This window comes from Burkholderia sp. S-53 (assembly GCF_025560745.1).
GTDB classification, from domain to species: domain Bacteria; phylum Pseudomonadota; class Gammaproteobacteria; order Burkholderiales; family Burkholderiaceae; genus Burkholderia; species Burkholderia pyrrocinia.
Map to the genome: position 1 here is coordinate 2,682,038 of NZ_CP090484.1, position 24,257 is coordinate 2,706,294.

The window sequence follows — 24,257 nt, forward strand, 5'->3', positions numbered from 1 at the left end:
GGGCGATTCATTTGCAACGCCGGTCGTTGTGTCGTCGCCCGGCTTCAGTGGGCGTGATGCGAAGAGGGTGCCGCGGTCGCCGCATCGTGCCCGGTTGTGCGCGCATCGAGCAGTGCGCGCAGCGTGACGTAATGCGTGCCGTTCGCGTTGCCTTCCGCATCCGCGGTGCGGTCGTACGGCTCGTTGTCGTGGATCGTCGCGCGCACGATCGGATAGATCTGCGTTTCCCAGCGACTGCCGTTGAACACGCCGTAGTGGCCCGCGCCCGTCTGCACGTGGTGCGTCTTCAGGTACGGCGGCAACCCCGAACACAGCTCCTGCGCGGCCACCGTCTGGCCCACCGCGCAGATATCGTCCTTCTCGCCTTCGATCGTCAATAGCGCGGTGCGGTGAATCGCCGCCGGTTCGACGAGCCGGTCGCCGACCGTCAGTTCGCCGCGCGCGAGCGCGTATTGCTGGAACACCTTCTCGACCGTCTCCAGATAGAACTCCGCGGTGAGGTCGGCCGTCGCGAAGTATTCGTCGTAGAAGTGCCGCAGCGTGTCGGCTTTTGCGGGGTCGCCTTTCGCGCGCTCGTAATACAGGTCGGCGAACGACGCCGCATGCCGGTCGGGGTTCATCGACATGAACGCGCCGACCTGCACGAAGCCCGGATACACGCACCGTTGCGCACCGACGAAGCCGGCCGGCACGACGCTGATCAGGTTCTTCGCGAACCATTCGATCGGCTGGCTCGTGGCAAGCGCGTTGACCTTAGTCGGATTCACGCGGCAGTCGATCGGGCCCGCCATCAGCGTCAGGCTCGCGGGCTGCGCCGGATCGCCGCCGGCGGCCATCAGCGCGACCGCCGCGAGTGCGGCGACGGTCGGCTGGCAGATCGCGAGCACGTGCGCGTCCGGGCCGATCTGGCGAACGAAATCGATCACGTGCGTGACGTATTCGTCGAAGCCGAAGCGTCCGGCCGTCAGCGGGATGTCGCGCGGGTTGTGCCAATCGGTGATGTAAACGTCGTGATCGGCCAGCATCGTGTGCACCGTGCCGCGCAACAGCGTCGCGAAATGCCCGGACATCGGCGCGACGATCAGCACGCGCGGCTGGCGTGCGACCGGCCGCGCCTTGCGGAAATGCAGCAGCGTGCCGAACGGTGTGGCCGCTGCCGCTTCCTCGACGATCGGCACCGTTTCTCCGTCGACGACGATCGACTCGATCCCGAACGGCGGACGCCGATGCGAGAACGCGCAGCATTCCAGCAGTTCGCACAGCGCGTCGAGCATGCGGCCCGTCGGCGTTGCCGTCGACGGGGGCCACAGCGACATCGTCGCGCGTGCGGTCGCGGCCCATGCGCGCGCCGGCCGCAGGCATTCGGCAGACCATTGGTAAAACGGATAGGCAAGCAGGTTCATGGCCGTCGCTCGTTGCGCTGCGTTGCATTGAACGAGGCAAGCCGTGTGCCAGCGTGTAGCTGGCACGCGCGTTGCACGCGGTTCGGTCATGCGGCGGCTCAGGCGGCACGCGACGACCGGCAGCCGAGCCTGATGCGTTTCCACGCCGGCCTCGCGAGCGGCCCGTGCCGCGACACTGTGCAGCGCTGCGCCAGTTCGGCGAATGCGCCGCACAGGCGTGGTGCGGGTGACGGGTGCGGCGTCCGCTTTCGGTGCAGGGGCACGAACGGCTTTCAGCAGGGGAGCGACATGGAATCAACCGGACAGACGACGCTGACCATCAGCAGCCGTAACTATTCGTCGTGGTCGATGCGCGGCTGGCTGCTCGCGAAGCTGAGCGGGCTTCCGTTCGAGACGGTCAGCGTGCCGATCGACGCTGCGTCGCGCGCGGAGTTGCTGCTGCTGTCGCCGTCGATTCTCGTGCCATGCCTGACGCACGACGGCAACAAGGTGTGGGATACCCTCGCGATCGCCGAATACCTGAACGAAGTCCAGCCGCAGGCGCGGCTGCTGCCTGAAGGGCGGCGTGCGCGCGCGCATTGCCGGTCGATCTGCGGCGAGATGCATTCCGGGTTCAGCGCGCTGCGCTCCGCGTTGCCGATGAACCTGCGCGCGCATTTCCCCGGCTTCCGGATCTGGTCGCGCGCGCAGCACGACATCCAGCGGATCGTGACGATCTGGCACGAGTGTCTGGCCGCGTACGGCGGCCCCTGGCTGTTCGGCGCGGAGATCGGCATCGCCGACGCGATGTATGCGCCGGTCGTCACGCGCTTCCTGACCTACGACGTGAAGCTGGAGCCGGACATCGCCGAGTACTGCATGCGCGTGCTCGCGCATCCGTTCGTCGCGGAATGGATCGATGCGGCGAAGGCGGAGCAGGAAGACATCGACGAACTCGACATGGAGTTCTGACGTGCATCATCGCAGCGTGCTTTCAATTGCACTACGTGCGCCTGCGCAGAAATGAAATTCCCGGTGCTACTGTGCAATGCGCAAACGTTTTACCTTGATATCGGGTTAAACCGAGTGCGAATTCCCTAAAGGATGTTGAGCCCGATGACGTAAACGAGTCACGGGGATGACTCGCGACACGCATGCTTTCGACGTGCGGCGCGCAGTCCGCAACAACCAGCGCAGCAGGGGAATCGACGTGAATCGTCAGCAATCGTGGACGCGTACAGCGGCGCCCGGAGAAATCATTTACTCGGAAGGTTTCGCGGGCGAACCCGTGATCTTTCTGATTACCGACGGCAAGGTCGAGCTGTCCACGCGATGCGACGACAAGCGCGTCATCGTCGCGACGCTCGGCCGCGGCGAGTTCTTCGGCGAATCGGCGCTGCTCGCCGCCGAGCCGCGCGCCCATACCGCGAAGGCGCTTTCATTCTGTCAGCTCACGGTCGTGCCGGCCGGCATGCTCGATGAAGAGATCGAGCGCGTGTCGGCGCTGCTGCGCCATATCGTGCGAACCATGATCCGGCGCGTGAAGCGCAAGGACGACCAGCTTGCGACCTACACGCATGCGGACTTCATGCCCGGCGTGCTGTCGTATGCGCATGTGCTGTCGCTGATGGCCGGCGCCGATGCGCGCGAATCCGGCGACGCGTGGGCGCGCCGGCCGATGCAGGCTCACGCGGCCGAAACCTCGGTGCCGCTCGCCGAAGTGATCCGCAAATGCCGCGCGATTGCCGGCCACTCGCGGCCGCACGTGCTCGCGATGCTGCGACGCATGGAGAAGCTCAACCTCGTCACGATCGAAGCCGCGCAGGCCGACCATGCCGGCGGTGCAGCCGACTATGCGGCTTCGTCGGATGCGCGCCAGGTCGTTACGTTCGATGCCGCCCGCGTGATCGACCGCGCGCAGCAAGTTGCCGATCACGATCTCGACCTGTCGATCAACAGCGAACTCGAGCTCATCGAGCTGGCCGATCTCGAAGCGCTGATCGGCGTCGAGAAGACGCTGTTGCTCAACAAGCTGTCGAACGGCGAGATTGCCGATGAGGTGTTTGCGTTCCGTAAATCGAAGGTACTCAGTTACGTCGAGCAAAAGGGCGTCGCGTACTTCTCACGGCGCAACGCGCGTCGCGGCGGCGACGTGCGCGCGCTGGAGGATCTCGTGTGGGTCGACCAGCGCACGCTGTTCGACGTGATCAGCGCGTTCGATACGTACGATCTCGCGAAGCTGATCGCGAACCTCGACGATCGCGCGGTGGCCGACAAGCTGTTTTCCGTGATGACCGAAGCGCGGCGCAACGAGGTGTCGTGGGTGATGCGCCGCGAGCTCAAGCTCGATCCGATCGAGATCGAGGATATCGAGCAGCGCGTGCTGGATGCCGTGCGCACGGCCAAGGCGCCTGCGACGGGTGCGGCGTCCGTGGCGTCGGCATCGGATGCGTGACACGGGGAGGCGTATGGATCTGTTGACCTTGGCCGGTGTGGTGCAGGGCGGCGCGGCAATCGTGTTCGGTTTCGCGCTGGAAGGCGGGCATTTCACGATGCTGTTCCAGTTCGAGGCGCTCGTCATCGTGCTCGGCGGCACGCTCGGCGCGGTGATGATCCAGAACACCTGGGCACGCTTCTTCGACGCGGTGAAGCAGTTGCGGCTCGCGTTCGTGCGGGCGAGAGAGGTCGATCGCAAGAACCTGTCCGATCTGCTCGAATGGGGCGACCGCGCGAAGCTCGACGGGCTGCTCGCGTTCGAATCGATGGACGTGAGCGGCATCCATCCGTTCGCGCGCCGCGGGCTCGAACTGCTGGCGAACGGCGTGTCGACCGCCGTGCTCGAGGATGCATTGCAGCGCGAACTCGACGCGTATGAGCGCAGCCGCCTGGCCGCCGCGCGCGTGTGGCAGCAGGCCGGCGGTTATGCGCCGACGTTCGGCATTCTCGGATCGGTGCTCGGGCTCGTGCAGGTGACGAGCCATATTCTCGAACCGGCGCAACTCGGGCCGGGCATCGCGGTTGCGTTCATTGCGACGCTGTACGGGCTCGCATTCGCAAACCTCGTGTTTCTGCCGCTTTACGGCAAGTTGCGTGCGCAGATCGATAGCGAACTGCGGTTCCGCAAGCTGTATCTCGACGGATTGCTTGCGATCTCGCGCAAGGAGTCGCCGCATACGATCGAAACGCGGCTGACCGGTGATGTGCGTGGGCGTGCGGCCGAGTCGCTTGCGTGATGTGCTGCGTATGCGGTACGACGAACAGGGATCTTCGGCATGACAGCTCGAACTGACGGCGCATCCGCTGCCGATCGCGACGACGATGAACACGAAGGCACGCAGTCCGGCCGCTGGCTGATTTCGTACGCGGATCTCATCACGACGCTGATGGTGCTGTTTCTCGCGCTGTATGTGCTACAGCTCGCGAAATACAACGCGCTCGATGCGCGATACCAGACGCTTGCGCGACATGCCGGTGGCGCTGCGAGTGCTGCCAATGTCGTCACACCCGAACGCGCGCCGGCCTGGCTCGCGTTGCTCGATTCGTTGAAGACGAACGGCCGGATTTCGTTGGTGAAGGCACCGCATGGCGTCGAGATCGGCATCGACGCGAAGATCCTGTTCAATGTCGGCGATGCGCGCTTGTTGCCCGATTCGTCGCCAGTGCTGAATCAGATCGCGCAGGCACTCAGCGAGCATGCGACGGGCGACATTCTCGTCGAAGGGCATACGGACAGCGTGCCGATCGCGAACGCAAAATACGAATCGAACTGGGAGCTTTCGTCGGCGCGCGCGGGGAGTGTGGTGCGCTACCTGACCGAGCGCGGTGTGGCGCCGCATCGGCTCGCGGCGATCGGGCGGGCCGATACGCAACCGCTTGTGGCGGGTGACGATACGGCCGCACGGGCGCGGAATCGGCGCGTAACGATCTTCGTTGCGTATTGATTTGCGCTGATCCTGTGGGTATAGGCGGCCGCATATGCCCACCAGTCAACGACATAACGAATCTCGCATGATCGATATCTGAAATCAGCGATGCGCTTCCGCGCGTGCATGCCGATAACCCAATCTGGCTCAGACCGAGCGGTTATCGAGGGTTCCCCATGCATTTCTGGCGCAAGCTTTCCATTCAGAACAAGCTGATTCTCAGCATGACGAGTTGTCTGCTCGTGTTCGTCGCGATTTCGAGCGGACTGAGCATCCGTCTGATCGGCAACGCGGTGCGCGATCGCGTCGTCCGCGAAGAGTTGCCGACGGCAGTGAACGGCATCCGCGCTGACGTGCAGCGGCAGATGGCCGGGCCGATCGCCGCGTCGCGCATTCTCGCGCGCGATGCGTTCCTGCTGCAATGGGAAGCCGATGGCGAACCCGACGCCGGCACGCGCAACTGGATCCAGCTCGCGAAGAACGTGAAGGACGAGCAGAAGGCCGCGTCCGTGCAGTGGGTGTCGGTGAAGAGCGGCAACTACTACAACGAAGCCGGCCTGCAGCGGAAGGTCACCGACAAGGATCAGTGGCTGACCAGCTTCCTGTCGTCCGGCAAGGCGTTCGATGTGAACATGGATCGCGAGGTGACCGTCGGCGGCTACATGATGTTCATCAACAGCCGCGTCGAACTCGACGGCGTGCCGATCGGCGCGGCCAGCATGAGCCTGTCTGTCGATGCGCTCGCGAAGGGCATCTCGGCATACCGGATCGGCGAGACCGGGTTCGCGTATCTCGTGCGTCCGGACGGCGCGATCATGATGCATCGCGATACGTCGCTGATCGACGGCAAGCATTTCCTGAAGGACCAGCATGGGCTGCCTGACGATGCTTCGTCGACGCTGCTGGCCGGCAAGCCGTATGCGTACCTGAGCTACAACGGCGACGGCGGCGCGCGGTTCATCGCGACGTCGTTCATTCCGGAGCTGAATGCGTATGTCGTCGTCGAGGTGCCGCAGGCGGAACTGCTCGGGCCGGTGACGCGCGCGATTCGTAGTGCGGCGCTGGTTGCGGCGGTGGTGGGGCTTGGGGTCGCGCTGCTCGTGATCTGGCTGGTGGGGCGCGCGATTGCCGCGCCGATCCGGCGTGCGGCTACGTTGCTGTCGGAGATTGCCAGCGGCCAGGGTGATCTGACGCGCCGGATGACGGTCGAGAGCCAGGACGAGATCGGGCAGTTGTCGGATGCGTTCAACCGGTTCGTGTCGTCGTTGTCGACGCTCGTTCACAGGATTCGGGCGGCGTCCGCGTCGATTTCGACCGGGTCGGCGCAGATCGCTTCGGGGAATGCGGATTTGAGCGAACGCACCGAAGGGCAGTCGAGCAACCTGGAGCGGACAGCTTCGTCGATGGAAGAGATCACGGCCGTGGTGCGGAACAACACCGAGACGGCGACGACGGCCGCGAAGATGATTAATGGCGCGTCGGATACGGCGGCGCGTGGCGGGCAGGTGGTGGGTGAGGTCGTGAGCACGATGCAGCAGATCAGCGACGCGTCGCAGCGGATCTCCGAGATCATCGTGATGATCGACAGTATTTCGTTTCAGACGAATATTCTTGCGCTGAATGCGGCTGTGGAAGCGGCGCGGGCGGGGGAGCAGGGGCGTGGGTTTGCGGTGGTGGCTTCGGAGGTGCGGAATCTGGCGCAGCGCAGCGCGCAGGCGGCGAAGGAGATCAAGGCGCTGATCGAACATAGCGCGGGGACGGTGAATACCGGGTCGCGGCTGGTTAGCGAGGCGGGGAAGGTGATGAGCGATGTTGTCTCGCAGGTTCAAGGCGTCAGCGCGATGATGAGCGAGATTGCTGAGGCTAGCCTGGAGCAGAGTGCCGGGATTGATCAGATTGGGGACGCTGTGCAGTCGCTCGATCAGATGACGCAGCAGAATGCGGCTTTGGTGGAGGAAAGCGCGGCGGCTGCGGCGAGTTTGAAGCAGCAGGCGGCGGAATTGACCAAGCTGGTGTCGGCGTTCAAGGTGGATGAATAAAGTCTGTTTGGCATTTTAGAATGAGGCGTTTCTGAGGGACGGCTGCCGTGGGGTCACGGCAGCCGTTTTGCATTCGGGCCTGGTTTCGGGGGCGTCATATAAGAATGAAAAGCATTTCGAAACTGAAAGTCGGGGTGGGGGTGGTTGTGCTTCTGACTCTCGTTGCTGTTGTCGGGGCGAAGGTGGTTGCGTCGCCAACCGATTCTTATCTCGCGGATCGGAAGAAGGTCGCCGAGGCAGTGAATGCGGCTCCGATGGAAGATCGGGCGGATTTGGACAAGAAATAAACCGCCGAGTTGAATGCGAAGCTGGTAAAGCTCGTTGGGCTTGTCAAGGCGAAGGGATTTTCCGGGAAGGTGGGGAGTAACGTTCAGGGCGCTATCGCTGACGATGGGATGACGCCGGGGCCGGATGGGCTGTTCTTCAAGTCGTGTGACGGGAAGATGAGTCTTGTTGTCACGATCGTTCCACTTTTGAAGGCTTGGACAAAGACGGTAGATATGGGGCTCAAGTTGAGGGATGATGTTGCCGTTATCTTCGACAACGAGACGTTTTATACAGATGTGTTCAGCGACGACTCTGCAGTATTTCGGTTTGCCGAACTGTCAGTGAAGCGGAAGCTGGCTGATGCGGTGGTGAAGGCGTTGCTGCTGGGGGAAAGCCAGGATGGGGTGCCTGAGGGGCCGAATGCGTTGGCGGTGGCGGCAGGCAGGGGGAGCGGGTTTATATTGTCTGGAAGGATGTGAAGGTTCTAGGGATTGCGGCTTGCGCGGAACAGCAGGCGGCCGAGGAAAGACAGCAGGAGAGTTTCACGAAGCATTTACCGGCACAGAGGGGCTATTTGGGGCTTGTGGTGGTAGTGAGGGCGATAGTGGATAAAGTGCGTAAGTCAAGACCTGATCTATCAGTCAGCGTCAGATCAGGTCTGAGATTGGTTGGCCGTCACTTCATCACGGGCCATGATCGACCCATAGCAGACAATCGCCAACGCCTTGAGTTCAGCCGCCGTAGGCAGTGGGCAATACGCAAGGAACGTTGGAAATCGGGTCGATGAGCTTGAACTGGATCGTGCTAAGTATGGTACGCACTCGATGCGCAAAACCAAGGCAACATTGATCTATCGGTGCACCAAAAGCCTGTGTGCAGTCAAGCGTCTACTTGGTCATTCCAAACTAGAATCTATTGCGAGGCACCTCGGCGTAGAGGTAGACGATGCACTTGAAATCTCTGAGCAAACTGAGATCTAACATCATCGCACTCCCGCCTCCGGCGGCCCTATCAGAGGTGGGACCTGAATGACAGCTTTATGGCAGAGGGTGAGCTTCGACTTTCGGCCAAAAGTAGCCTGTCGTAACAATCCTGAACCAGGCAGCTTTCTTACAGCGCTGAGTTGACTGCTCGCAGGCTGGACTCTGATGCCAACTGCTACTAAATTACGGGAAGACGTTGAGAGCGCTGTTTCTTCGGCCAAGCCGTCTCGCTACTATGTAGCCATCTGCCATTGGTGTTTTGGGTAACGAAATGCTTGAAGGGATTCAGAATGATAAGAAGGTTCCGGCTTGAGCAAAAAGGCCGTTACGAGAAGCTGGTAATTGCTCAACGTTTGTCGGAAATGGTGGACAGATACCTGGATGGACGCACTGCACCGTTGCTGATCGGCGCCGAGCAGGGCGGTATCGGCGAATGGGATGACGTGGTCATTTACCATGCGGATGAGCATTACGAGCACTTCCAGATCAAACGGCAGACGACCCCCTTCAGCGATAAGCACATCGATAAAGCCGACTACATCAAGTCCTATAAACCCAAGGCCGCCAGCAAGGCGGCAGCGAGTGCTACACCAGTTGTCCCTCCCGATAGCACCATCGATTCTGAGCTTGATAAGGCCATGAAGAGTTTGTCTGCCTGGAGTCTCAATCCGCAGTCCAAGCAGCCGCCAGGCCGTGCCTTTTCACTCATCCTGCTCGGCCTGGAAGTCATCATCAAGGGCAAATCGAATGATTCCATTACCGCCAATCACCTGCATGAGTTTTGCCGACTCTGCAAGCAGGATGGCCTTGACCTGGCTGCCCTCTCCAGCCGCACCGATACCCCAACGCAAAATGTCTACAAATGGTTGACAACGTGGTGCGGTTTTACCGACTGGCATCACGTTCGCCAAACGATGCGGGCACTCACGATCCATGCCGTTGGGAGTGAAGAGAACCTTGAAGACCGTGCGTGCGAGTCGTTAGGACGGCACTTCAATGATCCGCGGGCGACCCTGGAGAAGCTGGTAGGGTACATTTCAACAAGTACCACGGATGTTAACGCCATCAGCTGTCATGCGATGATCAACCATCTCAAAGACGCACTTCGATCAGACGCTGAGACGTGGACGCAATACCTCATGAAGCCGCCGGCTGGGTCGAGCTGGATGGTAGCTGGTACCCACAACGTTAATGGTACGCCGAGCTTTCCAGTGCGTCATGCTGCCGCGGAAATTGTCGGTCACCACTGGACGGCGGGCGGTAACAACAGAAGGCTGCGGCTGCACGCTACTTACTGCCCGCCTACGCCAAATGCTGTGGCTCTCCCCTCCGCCATCCTTCGCTTGGCTCTGCACTTGAAAAGCGGGAGCCATTGCCTGCTTTTGGGTGAGCCACTCTGGCGACAAGGGGCCGGGAACGAGCTCGGTAGAACGCTTGGGATCAGCGAAAGTGACCTTGATGAGCTTCCTTGGATAGAGAATTTTGAGGCGCTGTCCTGCGCGTCGAGTCGCGAGCTTTCGACGATCCTGGCAACTCGGGACGAGTCTTCAGCACTTCACACTGCAATGAACGATCTTGTGTGGGAGCAGCTACAAACCCGCATCACGGCCAGGTTGAACGCGGTATCCGACACTCCGTTGTTGGCAGCATTGGAACCGAAATGGCGCTCCTGGGCCGCTGAGTTAACAGCTGACGCCACTGCGCGTGAGTCACTGTTTGAGCAGCTGATGTACCCAAAAACAGAAGGCTTGGACGGGAAGCACGCGCTGCGCGTCGGGCCTCGCACTGCAGACCTGCTCGAATCCGCTATTTTGATGCTGCTTCTGGTGTGCGTCGCAATCGGCAACGACGACGGCAATTGGCGTGAAATCCCTGAAGTTGGGGATGTTCTTAGCATCGCGTTGAAGAACTGGTCGGGCGCTTCAGGCGATCACGGCGGCGCCAGGCCTCTTGCCGATGACCTGATGGCCGTCTTGGGGCCTTCACCAGCGCCGGTGGTCATTCTTGCAGGCGTCGAAGGGTCTCCCACGAGCCTGCTCGAGTCCGGAATGGCTGATGATTTTGAGACCAGCAACAGCATGGCAGCTGAGCGACAGCCCAGGTTGCTGGTGACGCGATTTGGGGTGCTCAGGTACCTGCGAACCGGGACACTCGCCGAGCTGCAGGGGCAATTTAAACGTCATTGGGATGCTTGGCGCGATGCGCGCGAAGGTGCAATCCAAGCTCATGGGGAAGGACATTAATCATGCTGACACTGCAGGAATTGACTGGCGCAATCATTCAGCGTGTAGAGGGTCGGTATGACGTGTGTCCCAGGGACGTAACGGAGCTTATGCTGCCTGAGGTCGAGTGCGACTCGCATGTTGTTCGGCTCAAACGCTCACATATGGAACGGGCGGGCTGGCGGACAGTTCTGCTCATGGAGCTCCCATTAACGGCCCTGCAGGCGGCCAATCAATGGGCTGCCGATGTCCGGGATGTGCTGCCGGAGCCAGAGACTGCAGACCTCTATATGTTTCTAATGATCAGCGGTATCGCCAAGGATGCTGCTGCTCGTATTGAGACTGATGACAGGTTTTGCCGCAAGGTTGTTGTGCGTGAATCTGAAGCGGTTGGTGACTTTCTTAACCGGACATTCTTGGCGGCCTTGGATCCGGCTGGCCATGACGAGACACTTAGCGATCCTTTGGTGTCGGCACTGAACACACTGTCCAATGCGCACCCTTGGTCGGCTCCTCACATTGCTGCCTGGAAAGCGCAGCTTCTGACCAACCCAAACGGAGCGGATGTGGTGCGTGTCCTTACCGATTCGCTGAGTGAAAGCGAGGTTCAGTCGTGAGCACGTTGAATTCCATCACCCTGTCGAACCTGCGCAAATTCGGGTCTGACGTCACGATCGAGCTGAGTCCCGGAGCGACTATTTTGCTCGCACCCAATGGTACCGGCAAAACAACAGTATTCGAGGCGATCGAGTTTGGCCTAACCGGGAAAATCGCGCGGCTCCGCGACGACCTTACCCACATCATTCGTGATGATCAGGCTGCAGCGACAGTCAGTCTGAATTTCTCTGAGCTAACTGCGACATCACGCGTGACTGCAGCGGGCAAGGTTAGCCGGGACGGAGACTTAAGCAGTGTCTTCCCTAACGTGTCCGAAAATGACGTCCCATTCTTGCTGCGTCTAACCCACCTTTTAGATCAGAGGGAGAACGGGTGGATCGTCAATGCGGAGGAAAAAGAAGCAGGATCACAGCTCGCCAAGCTGCCGATCGGTAGCGATGGCTCTAAAGCTCGCGCCACCCTTGCTGCTGTGCGACGCTCGCTGACGGAGCAAAAAACCCATGCGGAAGAAGCGCTGATTGGGCATAAGACTGATTTGAACGAGTGGATTCGTCTACTTCAGGAGCGTGACATCGCTGCTGCCGGTGCAGTAGGTGCATTACGCCCGCGCGATCGAATTGCTGACATGCTCTCTGACGCTGCAAACCAGACGCAAAGCCAGAGCCAGATTCCGCCCGGGTTGTTGACCGGGCCTGTAAGCCAAGAGGGGCTGGCGATTGCACACTCCGCACTGTCCGAGATTTTGCAAGGAAAGGTTGACAGGGTTCGGGCGCATATCTCAAGCCTCGCCTTGGTAAATGAGCTTGTTGAAAGCTTCGTTTCGGCGCAGGAGCAGCTTGAAAAGCTCAATGAAGACCTCACAGCGGCAAGTGACGCGTTTGAGCGCCACACAACTACAAGGGCTCAAGGCAGTGCCGCATTGCAGGAGTATCAGGCCAGTATCTACTCTGCACGGCAAGAGCTTACTAGTATCGGGCAGCAACTTGAGCGCCTGATTGGAGAAACAACTGCCAAACAGGAAATCGTTCACCGTAATGATGCGTTGACGTCAGCGATTGCTGTCCTACGTGAGGCTGAAAAAGATTCTCGCGTACTTCGCGAGCAGCATGAGCACAACCAACGTGTTCGTAATCAGCATGCTCAGATTGACGCCCAGCTTCAGGGCATTAGTCAGACCGAGCATCTCATGGACGCGGGTCGACTAATGCTTGCCGACTGGCAGGCCACTGAGCAGCGGATCAGCGAGGTTGTTCAGCGAATCACAGCTCTCGAAGTGCTCATCGATAAACAGAGCATCAATCGGGATGCCGAACGTGCCTCGTATGAGACGTGTAAGGTTGCGGAGGCCACTGCCCGATCACACTATGAGATGCTCAGTTCTTCCGCCGATGCAATCCGTCAGGCTGTTGCATCCATAGCGCAACAACTTCCCGCTGACCAAGATCAATGCCCGCTTTGCCTGGAGCCGCATGGTGCAGCCAAACTTCAGTTCCGTGTGGCTCAAGCCCTTGATGCGATCAATCCTAGTTTGACCTCAGCTGAGCAGCAATTGCGGGCTGCGGTGGAAGCGTTAACGGCCGGTGAGATCGCGGTTGAGAAAGCGCAGCAAGCACTAGACCTCAGTCGAGGAGAGTTGGGTGCTTTGGAGTCCAGCCGCCTGGAACTGGGACGGCAAGTTTCGCAGTTTCGTACCGACCCGATTTTGGCTAGTGACTCGCTCTCGTTGGCAAGGGAGACACTCAGACAGCAACTCGATAGCATTTCTCCTGCCAAAAAGCGTTTGGCTGATCAGCGAGCGGCGTTGGACGCTCTCCCTACCCCTGAAGCTTTTGAACAAACTGAGCGAGCATTCAACTCGGCACAGCACATGCTTGACTTGGCCCGAGTTCAACAGAGCGAAGCGGCCACGCGACTGGATCAAGCAGTCACCGCACTGGCCGCGCTCACCTATGGGGAACCGCCGGTTCGTACGCTAGAGCAACTCACTGCAGCAAAAGCTCAGCTGGAACAGCAGATCAGTGATCTAAACGGTAAGGTCGGGACTGTGCAATCCGCCCTAGAAACCCAACAGCATCAGCTGCTTGAGTCATCGGCCGTTGTCAAGAGTATTGAGGAAGAAATCAGAAGGGTTCAAACTCGCCTTCTTCAATTCCGGGCAAGCTGGCAAGAGCTGGAGTTGACCGGCGACCCAATTGCGGAGGCTGCACAGGCCCGTGAAGCGACGCTGCACGCTACGTTGACGCTCCTTGAGGGCTATGTTTCAGCACTCGAAGGTATTGGGGTAGAAATCTCTGCTTGGGCCAAGTTGAATGAATCACAACTGGCCCAGCGGCTGATTGATGCTCAGCGTCTTGACCGTTCAGAAGAGGTCTTCGAAGCTTTCCTCAATGACAGCATCAATGCGGCGCAATCCAGCTTCTCCCGATTGACCTTGATCTCGGAAGCGATGGATTTGCTGGACGGCTCACTCAAGAAAGAAATTGAGAACGTTCAAAAGCATGTCGCCAAGGTGGTGCCCCGCTGGCAGGCGCTGCTGAAACGAGTCGTGCGGGAGTCCAGGTTCCACGAGTGTCACGGATCGCCGTTATGGAGCCAATCCGTGATCGGCATATAGGCGCCACCTGATGATCGGCGCATAGGCGCCAGTCCAGGATCGGCGTAAAGACGCCAGCAGCGCCGGGGCAAAGGCGCGGTTCGAACTTTCCTAGTCGGTACGCTCTGTTCTTTTTGAACGGAGCGTCCATGGCCAATCGGAGGTTCGAATTGTTTGAGTATCGCCAAGTCCTTGTCCGTATGCGGCAGGGCGACTCCGACCGCGACATCGCGCGCGGCGGACTGATGGGACGCAAGAAGCTCACGAGCGTACGCCGCGAAGCACAGACGCGGGGTTGGCTCGATCCCACGCAACCGTTGCCGGACGATACGGTTATTGCAGGGGTCTTCGGCCGCACGCCGCATCTGCCGAGTACCTGTGTGTCGACTGTGGAGCCGTTTCGCGAGCAGATTCGCAACTGGCTCGCGGCTGGCGTTCAGGGCACCACGATCCACGCCGCACTTCGCCGCAACCACGGCTACACCGGTAGCTACTCGGCAGTTCGCCGTATGGTTGGGCATCTTGCCGCCGAGCGCGGCGTGGCTGCCACGACGATCCTCGAGTTCGCGCCGGCCGACGCGGTGCAGGTCGACTTCGGCGCCGGTCCCGTGCTGAGCGTCGAGAGCATTGAGGTTCGGACGTGGATCTTCGTGATGACGTTGTGCTGGTCGCGTCACCAGTACGCCGAGATCGTGCTGGATCAAACCGTCGAGACGTGGCTGGCTTGCCACCGGCGCGCCTTCGAATGGTTCGGCGGCCGGCCTAGCCGGATCATCATCGACAACGCGAAGTGCGCGATCATCCGAGCCTGCCGGTACGATCCGGCCGTACAACGCTCCTACGCGGCGCTTGCCGAGGCCTACGGCTTCAAGATCGACGCCTGTCCGCCACGCGATCCCCAGAAGAAAGGCGTCGTCGAGTCGGGCGTCAAATACGTCAAGAAGTCCTTCGTGCCGCTGCGCGAGTTCCGGGATCTGGCCGATGCGAATCGGCAGCTTCGCGAGTGGGTCCTGCAGGAAGCCGGCACACGCACGCACGGCACGACCCACGAGCAACCGCTCGCGCGCTTCGCGATCGAGAAGCCGCTGCTCGCGGCGTTGCCGGACGTGGCGCCGGTGATCTCCGTCTGGAAGGAAGTCAGCGTCCACCGCGACGGCCACATCGTCTACCGCAACGCGCTGTACTCGGCACCGTATGCACTGGTCGGCAAGCCCCTCTGGCTGAAGGCGACCGACACGGTCATCCAGTTGTACCACCAGCATCAGCTCGTCGCGACCCACCCGCGGCAACGGGCCGGTGGTCGCCATACGGTCCGGGACCATCAGCCGCCCGAAGCTCAGGCCTGGCTCGAACACGATCCGCAGTGGTGTCTGGCCCGGGCGAAGGAGATCGGGCCGTCGTGCCACGGCGTGATCCTCGCGTTGTTCAACGACACGGTGCTCGTGAACCTGCGCGGCGCGCAGGGCCTCATCCGGCTGCGCGAGCAGGTCGGCGACGCCCGGCTGGAAGCGGCCTGCGAGCGCGCGCTCGCCTTCAGCAGCCCGAAGTATCGCACCGTCAAGGGCATCCTCGACAAGGGCCTGGAAGGCCAGGCCACCACGCGCGCTACCGCGATGCCGGGCGGTACCTACCAGGACGGCGGCCGCTTCGGCCGTGACCTTCAATCCCTGCTGATCCACTGAATCCATGAATCCGAGTCCCGAACTGAATTCCATCCTCAAGCAGCTTCGCCTGTCCGGCATCCTCGACTCGCTCGAACAGCGCAACCGCGAGGCCATCGACGGACAACTTGCCTACACCGAGTTCCTCGCGATGCTGCTGCACGACGAGGTTGCCCGCCGCGAGAACCGCAAGCTCGCCATCCGCCTCTCGCGTGCCGGCTTCGCCATCGGCAAGACGCTCGAGTCCTTCGACTTCGACCTGCTGCCCGCCTTGAACCGCGCCTACGTCTACGATCTCGCGGCCGGCCGCTATCTCGACGAGAAGGTCTCGATCCTGATCGCCGGGCAGACAGGCACGGGCAAGAGCCATCTGGCGCAAGCGCTGGGACATTGCGCGGCCCGACAGGGGCGCGACGTGCTGTTCATCTCGCAGACCGAGCTGTTCAAGCGGCTGAACGCCGCGCGCGCGACCGGTACCTACGAACGCCGGTTCCAGCAGTTCGCCAAGGTACCGCTGCTGATCGTTGACGACTTCGCGCTTAAACCTCTGCATACCCCGCAGGATGAGGACTTCCACGATCTCGTGGATGCCCGCTACGAGCGCGCGGCGACGATCCTCACATCGAATCTGCACTTCGATGAATGGGGCGCCGCGTTCCCCGACAACCGCATCCTCGGCACAGCAACTCTGGATCGGTTACGCCACGGCGCCTACCGGCTCGTGCTTGAAGGCGACAGCCGACGCGCACCGAAACCCATGCCTGATCTGCCCCAAAATACAGTTGCCAAAAACGGTAAAAAACCGCAACCTTGAAACCGTTCGAACCCGCGCTTTACCCCAGTTCTACTGGCGCCATTACGCCGATCATCCCCGGCTCCTTTACGCCGATCCGTGACAACGAGGCAAGCCTGAAGTTCTTCAGCTCATATAACAAGGATCGTGCTGGCGTTTCTGTACCGCTTGGCAATAAAGCGGTACCAGTACCAGATATCGCGAGTGAGGCACAGCTGACGGATCTTCAACTGACCTTCCTACTCTCAATGGCCATGAGTCATCAGTGGTCTCCTTGGAAAGCGCTGCTGTTGGATGACCCGACGCAGCACCACGACCTGGTGCATGCCTCTGCTGTTTTCGATTTGCTGCGTGACTACATAGTTGATCATGGTTTCCAGGTCGTGATCGCTACCCATGACGCTCTGCAGGCACGTTACTTCCTGCGCAAGCTGCAAAACGACGGAATTGATGCCAAGATCTGGACGCTCGTGCCGACTGAAAATGGCGTCACTGCGCAAGCGGGGAGCTCGAAACAGCGCATTCAATAATGCAGATATTTTTACGGGCGTCGATTTAAGTGCTCGCTGAGCGCGAGCCAAGCCCTAACTGAGGTTTGGTTTCGTGCAGTGGTAGGGACGCATCTATAGATTCGCCATCTTGGGGCCGAAAACAGCTCTTGGGAAATGACTGTTTTTGGCCGAACTGAGTCAGCCGATCTGGCGCTGTCTGTTTGATCTAGTCCAGCCTTATACAGATAAAGTCATTCAATAGGACGCAGTCTCCCGATGTCATGTGCGTGTGTGAGGAATAACTGAAATGTAACTGCAGACGCTCGTGTCGCGCGGTACGGGGATGCAATGTATCGATGACCGGATTCGGCCAGGAAGCGATGTTCGTCTATGGTGTTGCTCGACCATTTAGACGTCAGATCGGCGTCAGTAACCGGGTGTTCAGTTTGCGAAAGCAGTAGACGCTGCAATCGCGGTTGTCATGGCAGTATTGATGATTGTTTAACCATAAAGGTAAAAAGTAAAAATGAGTGATGTTGAAAGTCAAATTATTGAGTTGAAGAAAACTGTTGCCTATGATAGCAAGGACTATACTATTGAGATCCTTGTGAAAAAGTATATGGATGGCATCGAAGACAACGAGAACGAAATTTACGTGCCGGAGTATCAGCGAGATTTTGTTTGGGACAATGCGCGCCAGTCTCGTTTGATTGAGTCAATTGTTCTCGGGCTACCTATTCCACCAATATTTGTAGCCGAAAACAAGGACGGTCGCCTAGAGATTGTCGATGGGTCGCAGCGGGTGCGCACGCTTAGCGCATTTCTAAATAACGAACTGCGCCTTGATGCTCTTGATAAGGTCACTAAGCTGAATGGCATGGCCTTTGATGATTTCGATGTTTCACGAAAGAGAAAATTCAATAATACGACCTTCACCGTCATCGTTCTTTCAGAAAGCGCGACGGATGAAATAAAAAATGATCTCTTCGAACGGATCAACAAGGGAAGCGATATTCTGCGCAATATGGAAACTCGCAAGGGTGTCTATCGAGGACCCTTTACCGATTTTTTATATAATGAATGCGCTAATAATATGGATTTCCGTACCGCGCTACGGCTCTCTCGAAATGTCCAGAAGCGTCAGGAGTATGAGGAGTTGGTCCTACGATATTTCGCTCTTGTTGACATTTATCCAAAATATACGGAATTTTCTCGCAGTGTTAGCAAAGCACTTGATCATTACATGGCGTCGAAGCGGGATGAATTCGTTAGCGATGAGAAGGCTGAAAAGCTTCTCAATTTCAATTCGATGATCGAATTCGTTGTCAAGAATTTCGAGTATGGCTTCCTTAAGGGTCCAAACAAGGATGCCTCGCGTATCTTCTTTGAGGCAATCGCAGTTGGTACTCATCTCGCACTCAAGGAAGTACCTCAACTAGTACTCAAAAAGAAGATTGATGTCCAGTATTGGTTGAGGGACCGAGAGTTCAATAAATCAATAAATGGTGAGTATCGGACTCATTCCACTGAAAATTTGCTGAAGCGAATTCATTTCGTCAAGGATCACATTTTGTCCATGCGAGCCTAAACATGAATGGGGTTCTCGCGGATCTTGCTGATAGAGAGTACTCTATCAGTCGGCTGCTTGATCATATTGACGACGTCAGCGAAATTCGTCGCAAGGTTGATGTGATTGTCGTTCTTAAATCAAGTGTTTTTATTGCGCTGTACAATAATATCGAGGCAACGGCATATTCTGCTATTGAGAGAGTTCATGATCGAGCGTCTTCTTTGTTTTACGATGATCTTTCAGATGCCTTTCGGATTAAGATGCTCCGTTATGCCTTTGGTAAGACTGCGGGGGCTTACATTAGCGATGCGGATAAAGTCGCCGATCAGGAGTACAGGTTCAGATCCATGGGGCAGACTTTTCCTGAATTCTCCGACTATCTTCGCAGGCAGCCACTATTCTCGGGAAATGTGGACGCGAGGAAATTAAATGTCATCGGTATTTCGTATGGTATGGAAAAAATACCTTTTATTAAGGGTGACGCGGAAAGAATGCTTTGGGTTAAAAATAAAAGAAACAAGATTGCACATGGCGAGCAATCTATGTCTGATGGCGGGCAAGGAATTAAGACATTGGATCTGAGACGTGCTTCAACGTCAGTGGGCGTGATCCTTCGGGAATTCATTTGCGCCGTGGGGACGCATCTAGAAGCTGGTAGCTACCGCTGCATGAAATGACATTGTCGGTAGTGAGATGAAACTTTGATGCCGTCGGTCTGTGTGAGCCTTTATTTCCTGAGTCTTTGGATAAAAACGGCCAACTCAGGCCGTCGGCATTTTGAAATTTTAAAAAGCCACAAACGCGGGATGAGTAGGGAGTGAAAGAGGGTGGATTTTATCGCATTGCCTAAATATTAAAAATACTAATTATAGTATATCAATAAATTTTTATGTTTTCTCGGCATTTCGTGGCAGTGATGTTTTTAAAAAACTAATATTTTAAATTATGGATTTTTTTTAAAAAATTAAACGTTAATAAAAGTGCGGTTGTGAGTTCAATCTGTTGATCCAACACGCTTGATGCTCGCATTGTGAAGAGTGTTGCAATGAAACAGAGACGGTGGATCTAGTACACGGACACTCTGAAAGCGGTAATAGGGGAGCGCTGGCGCAAGGGGGACTCGCAGCCCGATCTTCCGCTTCACGCGCATCCCTATACCTAACAGCCAATCCCCCCCAACTCCCCATTTCTGAGATGCCAGCGCGACTACACTGGTCATGAAGCCTTGCTTCTCGCCCATCGGAGTAGTTCGCAGCACCCTTCGCCCCGATGGTCGAAAAAAGTCCGTCTTGCCCAACAAGACGCAGCGAAGGGGGAGAGAGTAGGGAAATCCACGGCAACAAAAAGCGCGGGCCGCATGGGCGGCAACCCATACGACCCGCTGACCACCACCAACTCATACACGGAGTCGGAAATGGCTAACGCCTATAGTAAGTCACGTCCCAAGAAGCTCAAACGGTACCCCGAGGTTGAACTGACCCTCGACAACAAGCCCGACCTTCCCCAAGAGGGCCAACCGTACATGCGTTGGATGCGCGCCATCGACGCGCATTTCGAGATGTTCGGATTCAAACCGGGCGATCACGTCTATCTCGAGTTCAATTTCGATCTCCGAAAGGTCACCATCACGCCTGACCACAGCGCGCTGAACTGGCGAGAGCAGCCCTACGGTCAGGCTGCCCAGGAAGACGACGAGGCATAAACAGCAAGGGCCACTTTGCGTGGCCTTTGCGGGTGCATTGCAAGTTTTGCTCGAACGTGACTGACTGCCGGGGCGCAACTGCCCCGGCCATGGCCTTGTACGGTGCGAATCGCGCTCACAACCACCTTCAACAACTGTCACGACCGCAAGGCCCGTGAGGCCGCGCCGCGCGTGTTGAAACGATCGGACGCATCCGGATTCAAGCGATGACCTTGAATGTCCACGTGCGTGCACAAGTGACGCGTCAACGCCCGCCGTCCCGCGCCTTTACGATCCGCCCGCGCTGCAGCACATAGGCGACGTGCTCGCTTTCACCGGCCACGACGCCGATATCGTCGAGCGGGTTTCCGTCGAGCACGACCATGTCGGCAATCGCACCGGCGGCCACGACGCCCAGTTGCCCCGGCATATTGACAATCTCCGCCGCCACCGTCGTCGCTGACCTGAGCGCTTCCAGATTCCCGAGCACATCAGCCCGAATCCGAAACTCCCCGCACTGAAACGCGTGCATTTCCCCAAGCAGATCCGACCCGAACCCCATCTTCACGCCGGCCGTCGCATAGATCTCCAGCGACTCGCGTCCCTTCTGCTGCACGGAAGCCACCTTCGCCACGGAGTCCGCAGGCATTCCGAACTCCGCGCCATGTTTGGCAAGCGCGTCATAAGTAACGAGCGTAGGCACCACAAACGCCCCGTGCTCATGCATGAGCTTCGCGGCCGCTTCATCTACGAGATTCCCGTGCTCGATCGTCCGCACGCCACATCGCACGGCCCGCGCAATCGCCCGCCCCGTATACGCATGTGCCATCACATAAGTACTCGCAGCCTCGGCCTCATCGACGATCGCCCGAATCTCATCCTCGGAATATTGCGTGTTAGCAATCGGATCAGTCGGCGACGCAACCCCACCAGAAGCCATGATCTTGATCTGCGTCGCGCCTTTCTGAATCTCTTCGCGCACCGCGAGCCGCACACCTTCAACTCCATCCACGACCCGCGCAATCGCCCCCGTCCTAAAACAACAAGAGCAGGGTTCCAGCAAATCCCCCCGAGGCCGAAAATCCCCATGCCCGCCGGTCTGCGACAACGCCTTCCCCGACGGAAAAATCCTCGGCCCAGAAATCAGCCCCGTCTCGACCGCCTGCATCAAACTCCAATCCGCACCGCCCGCATCCCGCACACTGGTAAACCCACGCGACAACATCGCATCGAGAATCGGCAACGACCGAATCGCCGCGAGAATATTCGGCTGCGTCGCATTGGCACCAAGATTCGCATTCGAAGCCAGCACGTGCACGTGGCAATCGATGAACCCCGGCATCACGGTCTTGCCGCGCACATCAATCACCCGCGCATTCGGCAAATCCACCGGCCGATCAGTAACTTCGACAATCCGCTCGCCTTCGATCACGACATGATGATGTTCGAGCAACACGCCTCGTTCGAGGTCGAGAACGTTGCCGCCTTGAAGCACGGTAATGGTCATGGGGAAATATCCTTATCGAGTCATGGAGGCGCCACGCTTCGCATCCTTCACGAAACGCGTCCCGACGAAACTGACTGCCGCCGCGAGGATCACGTAGAAGGCAGGCGCCATGTTGCTGCCCGTCCGGGCGATGAGCCAGGTAATCAGGAACGGCGCGAACCCGCCAAAGATCGTCACCGCGAAGTTGTACGCAACGGAAAGCCCGGTCGACAGCACCTTGGTCGGAAACAGTTCGGCGAACGCCGCAAGGATCGGCCCGGTATAAGTCGCAATCAGCACACCGAACACGGCCTGGAACACGATCAGCGACGTGAACCCGGGCGCATGGTTGATCCACGCGAACATCGGCCAAGCGAGCACGAGGATTGCGAGCGCCGAGCCGGACAGGAACACGCGCCGTCCCCACACGTCGGCGAGCCTGCCGACGATCGGCGAGCAGCACATGATCATCAGCCCGCCGACCATGCCGGCCGCAAACCCGGTCGACTGCGGCAGATGCAACGTGCGCACGGAATAGGTCGGCATGTAGAAGAGCAGCACGTAGGTGCACACGGTCCACAGAATGACCATCGAGAAACTCGCGAACGTCTCGCGCGGGTAGGTGGACAGCACTTCCTTCAGCGGCGAGCTTTCCTTCGCCTGCGCTTCGACGGCGCTGAACGCCGGCGTCTCGTCGATATGGCTGCGGATGAAGTAGCCGACCGGCCCGACGATGATCCCGAGCAGGAACGGCAGACGCCAGCCCCAGCTATGCAACGCCTGCGCGTCGAGCGACGTCGTGACGAACGTGCCGGTCGCAGCACCAAGCAGCACCGCGAAGCCGATGCTCGACTGGATCCAGCTCGAGTAATACGCGCGCTTCTCCGGCGGCGCGTATTCGGTGAGGAACGCAGTGGCGCCGCCCATCTCGCCGCCGGCCGAGAAGCCTTGCAGCAGCCGCGCGACGACGATCAGCAGCGGCGCGGCGATGCCGGCCTGTTCGTAGGTCGGCGCGATCCCGATGAGCGCGGTGCCGGCTGCCATCAGCAGGATGGTGAGCGACAGCGCGGCTTTGCGTCCGACCTTGTCGGCATAGACGCCGAGCACGATGCCGCCCACCGGCCGCATGAAGAAACCGACGCCGAACGTCGCGACGGTGAGCAGCACGGACGTCAGTTCGTTGCCGGTCGGGAAGAACAGCTTCGCGATGATCACCGCGAAGAAGCTGTAGACGGTGAAGTCGAACCATTCGAGACCGTTGCCGATCACGGTCGCGACATGGCGCGGCGGCGCTGCTGCACTGCCACATCGATGGAAGGCGCGGCGCGCGGGGAAAGCGTTCCTTGCATGGTCTCTTCCTTTGTCAGAAGACGGGACGGCTGCCCCGCGTGAATCCCATGCTAAGGACAGCCGGATTTTTTTCTGAAACGAAAGATTCGCATGCACGCATGCGCTGCACGCATGCATCGCGCTCAGGGTGCGGTCTGTTTCTCCGCCTGTTCGAACAGCCAGCGCGTGAACAGGCGGGCGGCCTGGTTCTGCGCGCGGTCGTTGGGCGAGATCACGTAATAGCCGCCGCCGTGGCTCGCGGACGCTTCCGTCACGCGCACGAGCAGCCCGGCCTCGATGCATGCGTCGATCATGTAGCGCCAGCCGAGCGACACGCCCTGGCCGAGAATGGTCATCTGCACGATCTGCGGATAGGAGTTGATCGTGATGTCCTGCGGCTGCGCCTTCTGCCGGTCGACGTCGTTCATGTCGAACCATTCGGACCAGGACATCCATTGGCGCTGCCCGTCCTCGAGGCGCAATAGCGTCTCGTTCGCGAGATCGGTCGCGTCGAGCGTGCGGCCGGCCAGATAGCCGGGCGCGCATACGGGAAACACTTCCTCGTCGAACAGCCGGCGCGCGGTGTATTCGGCAGGCGCTTGCTGGCGCACGTAGTAGACGCCGACGTCGAATTCCGCCGGCGACATCGACGCAAGACCATCGCGCACGATCAGGCGCAGCTTGATGTTCGGATACGCGGTGCGAAAGTCCGGTAGCCGAGGCGTAAGCCACAGCAGCGCGACGCCGGACGAGCACGCGATCGTCAGTTCGAGGTCGCCATACGGCTTCATCACGTCGTGCGTGGCTTCCGCGCATTGCGTGAGCAGATGGTGCACCTGCGCCGCGTATTGCTCGCCTGCGATCGTCAGCCGCAACGAACGATGCTCGCGGACGAACAGCGAGCGGCCGAGGAATTCCTCGAGCTGCTGGATCTGGCGGCTGATCGCGCTTTGGGTCAGGTGCAGTTCGGAGGCGGCTTTCGTGAAGCTCGCGTGCCGCACGGCGGCTTCGAACGCGACGAGGCACTGAAGGGGCGGCAGGGGCGTGATGCGCATGGCGGGCAGGGGAGTCGATGGCGCTGCCGACATGATACGGGTGGATCGAAAGGAAATCACAAGGCGGGAAGGGCGCTGTAGACTCGCTATATTCATGCGAAGATTGAGCGAAATCACACTGACACTCGCCCGAGAACGACGTGACCCTATCAAATCCTGAGAGC

18 protein-coding genes and 2 pseudogenes are annotated in these 24,257 nt (G+C 59.1%); 16 read left to right on the forward strand and 4 right to left on the reverse strand.

Features of this window, described 5'->3' with window-relative positions:
- Positions 1–44: 44 nt before the first annotated feature.
- The gene (locus LXM88_RS34170; RefSeq protein WP_262543907.1) at positions 45–1,403 is read right to left on the reverse strand and encodes a polyhydroxyalkanoate depolymerase; all 1,359 of its coding nucleotides are present in this window, start codon (positions 1,401–1,403) and stop codon (positions 45–47) included.
- A 288-nt stretch (positions 1,404–1,691) separates the two neighbouring features.
- On the opposite strand from LXM88_RS34170, the gene LXM88_RS34175 reads away from it, so the two are divergent.
- From LXM88_RS34175 to LXM88_RS34250, 16 genes and pseudogenes are all read left to right on the forward strand, one after another.
- Positions 1,692–2,354 (forward strand): glutathione S-transferase family protein, encoded by a 663-nt coding sequence (locus LXM88_RS34175; RefSeq protein ID WP_262543908.1) that lies wholly within the window; start codon positions 1,692–1,694, stop codon positions 2,352–2,354.
- 238 nt (positions 2,355–2,592) lie between these two features.
- Positions 2,593–3,837 carry a cyclic nucleotide-binding domain-containing protein gene (locus tag LXM88_RS34180; protein ID WP_262547064.1) on the forward strand — a complete coding sequence of 415 codons (1,245 nt, stop codon included), beginning with the start codon at positions 2,593–2,595 and terminating at the stop codon, positions 3,835–3,837.
- A gap of 13 nt (positions 3,838–3,850) precedes the next feature.
- On the forward strand, positions 3,851–4,615 hold the full coding sequence (locus LXM88_RS34185; protein WP_262543909.1) for a flagellar motor protein: 765 nt from the start codon (positions 3,851–3,853) through the stop codon (positions 4,613–4,615).
- A 39-nt stretch (positions 4,616–4,654) separates the two neighbouring features.
- Positions 4,655–5,323 (forward strand): OmpA/MotB family protein, encoded by a 669-nt coding sequence (locus tag LXM88_RS34190; protein WP_262543910.1) that lies wholly within the window; start codon positions 4,655–4,657, stop codon positions 5,321–5,323.
- A gap of 158 nt (positions 5,324–5,481) precedes the next feature.
- Entirely contained in the window at positions 5,482–7,344 is a 1,863-nt protein-coding gene (locus tag LXM88_RS34195; RefSeq protein WP_262543912.1) for a methyl-accepting chemotaxis protein, read from the forward strand.
- 296 nt (positions 7,345–7,640) lie between these two features.
- The gene (locus LXM88_RS34200) at positions 7,641–8,090 is read left to right on the forward strand and encodes a hypothetical protein (RefSeq protein ID WP_262543913.1); all 450 of its coding nucleotides are present in this window, start codon (positions 7,641–7,643) and stop codon (positions 8,088–8,090) included.
- Between the two features lie 264 nt (positions 8,091–8,354).
- Positions 8,355–8,591: pseudogene (locus LXM88_RS34205) on the forward strand (integrase); the annotation flags it as partial.
- 293 nt (positions 8,592–8,884) lie between these two features.
- Complete coding sequence (locus tag LXM88_RS34210) at positions 8,885–10,837, forward strand: ABC-three component system protein (RefSeq protein ID WP_262543914.1); 1,953 nt, start codon at positions 8,885–8,887, stop codon at positions 10,835–10,837.
- A 2-nt stretch (positions 10,838–10,839) separates the two neighbouring features.
- On the forward strand, positions 10,840–11,433 hold the full coding sequence (locus tag LXM88_RS34215; RefSeq protein ID WP_262543915.1) for an ABC-three component system middle component 1: 594 nt from the start codon (positions 10,840–10,842) through the stop codon (positions 11,431–11,433).
- Positions 11,430–14,048, forward strand: coding sequence for an AAA family ATPase (locus LXM88_RS34220; RefSeq protein WP_262543917.1), 2,619 nt, complete (start codon positions 11,430–11,432; stop codon positions 14,046–14,048). Before LXM88_RS34215 ends, LXM88_RS34220 begins: the two co-directional genes overlap by 4 nt.
- 149 nt (positions 14,049–14,197) lie before the next feature.
- Positions 14,198–15,709: an IS21 family transposase gene (gene istA / locus LXM88_RS34225; protein WP_262531624.1), complete on the forward strand. Its 1,512-nt coding sequence runs from the start codon at positions 14,198–14,200 to the stop codon at positions 15,707–15,709.
- Positions 15,710–15,713: 4 nt separating this feature from the next.
- Complete coding sequence (istB, locus tag LXM88_RS34230) at positions 15,714–16,502, forward strand: IS21-like element helper ATPase IstB (protein ID WP_262531593.1); 789 nt, start codon at positions 15,714–15,716, stop codon at positions 16,500–16,502.
- Positions 16,499–17,011 (forward strand): hypothetical protein, encoded by a 513-nt coding sequence (locus LXM88_RS34235; RefSeq protein WP_262543918.1) that lies wholly within the window; start codon positions 16,499–16,501, stop codon positions 17,009–17,011. Before istB ends, LXM88_RS34235 begins: the two co-directional genes overlap by 4 nt.
- A gap of 487 nt (positions 17,012–17,498) precedes the next feature.
- Positions 17,499–18,560 (forward strand): DUF262 domain-containing protein, encoded by a 1,062-nt coding sequence (locus LXM88_RS34240; protein ID WP_262543919.1) that lies wholly within the window; start codon positions 17,499–17,501, stop codon positions 18,558–18,560.
- 2 nt (positions 18,561–18,562) lie between these two features.
- Entirely contained in the window at positions 18,563–19,219 is a 657-nt protein-coding gene (locus LXM88_RS34245; protein ID WP_262543920.1) for an MAE_28990/MAE_18760 family HEPN-like nuclease, read from the forward strand.
- 737 nt (positions 19,220–19,956) lie between these two features.
- Positions 19,957–20,244: a hypothetical protein gene (locus LXM88_RS34250; protein WP_262543921.1), complete on the forward strand. Its 288-nt coding sequence runs from the start codon at positions 19,957–19,959 to the stop codon at positions 20,242–20,244.
- Between the two features lie 244 nt (positions 20,245–20,488).
- On the opposite strand, the gene LXM88_RS34255 is transcribed toward LXM88_RS34250, so the two are convergent.
- From LXM88_RS34255 to LXM88_RS34265, 3 genes and pseudogenes are all read right to left on the reverse strand, one after another.
- Positions 20,489–21,730, reverse strand: coding sequence for a metal-dependent hydrolase family protein (locus LXM88_RS34255; protein ID WP_262543922.1), 1,242 nt, complete (start codon positions 21,728–21,730; stop codon positions 20,489–20,491).
- Positions 21,731–21,742: 12 nt separating this feature from the next.
- Positions 21,743–23,058 (reverse strand): annotated as a pseudogene (locus tag LXM88_RS34260) (MFS transporter).
- A gap of 123 nt (positions 23,059–23,181) precedes the next feature.
- Entirely contained in the window at positions 23,182–24,093 is a 912-nt protein-coding gene (locus LXM88_RS34265) for a LysR substrate-binding domain-containing protein (RefSeq protein ID WP_262543923.1), read from the reverse strand.
- Positions 24,094–24,257 lie beyond the last annotated feature (164 nt).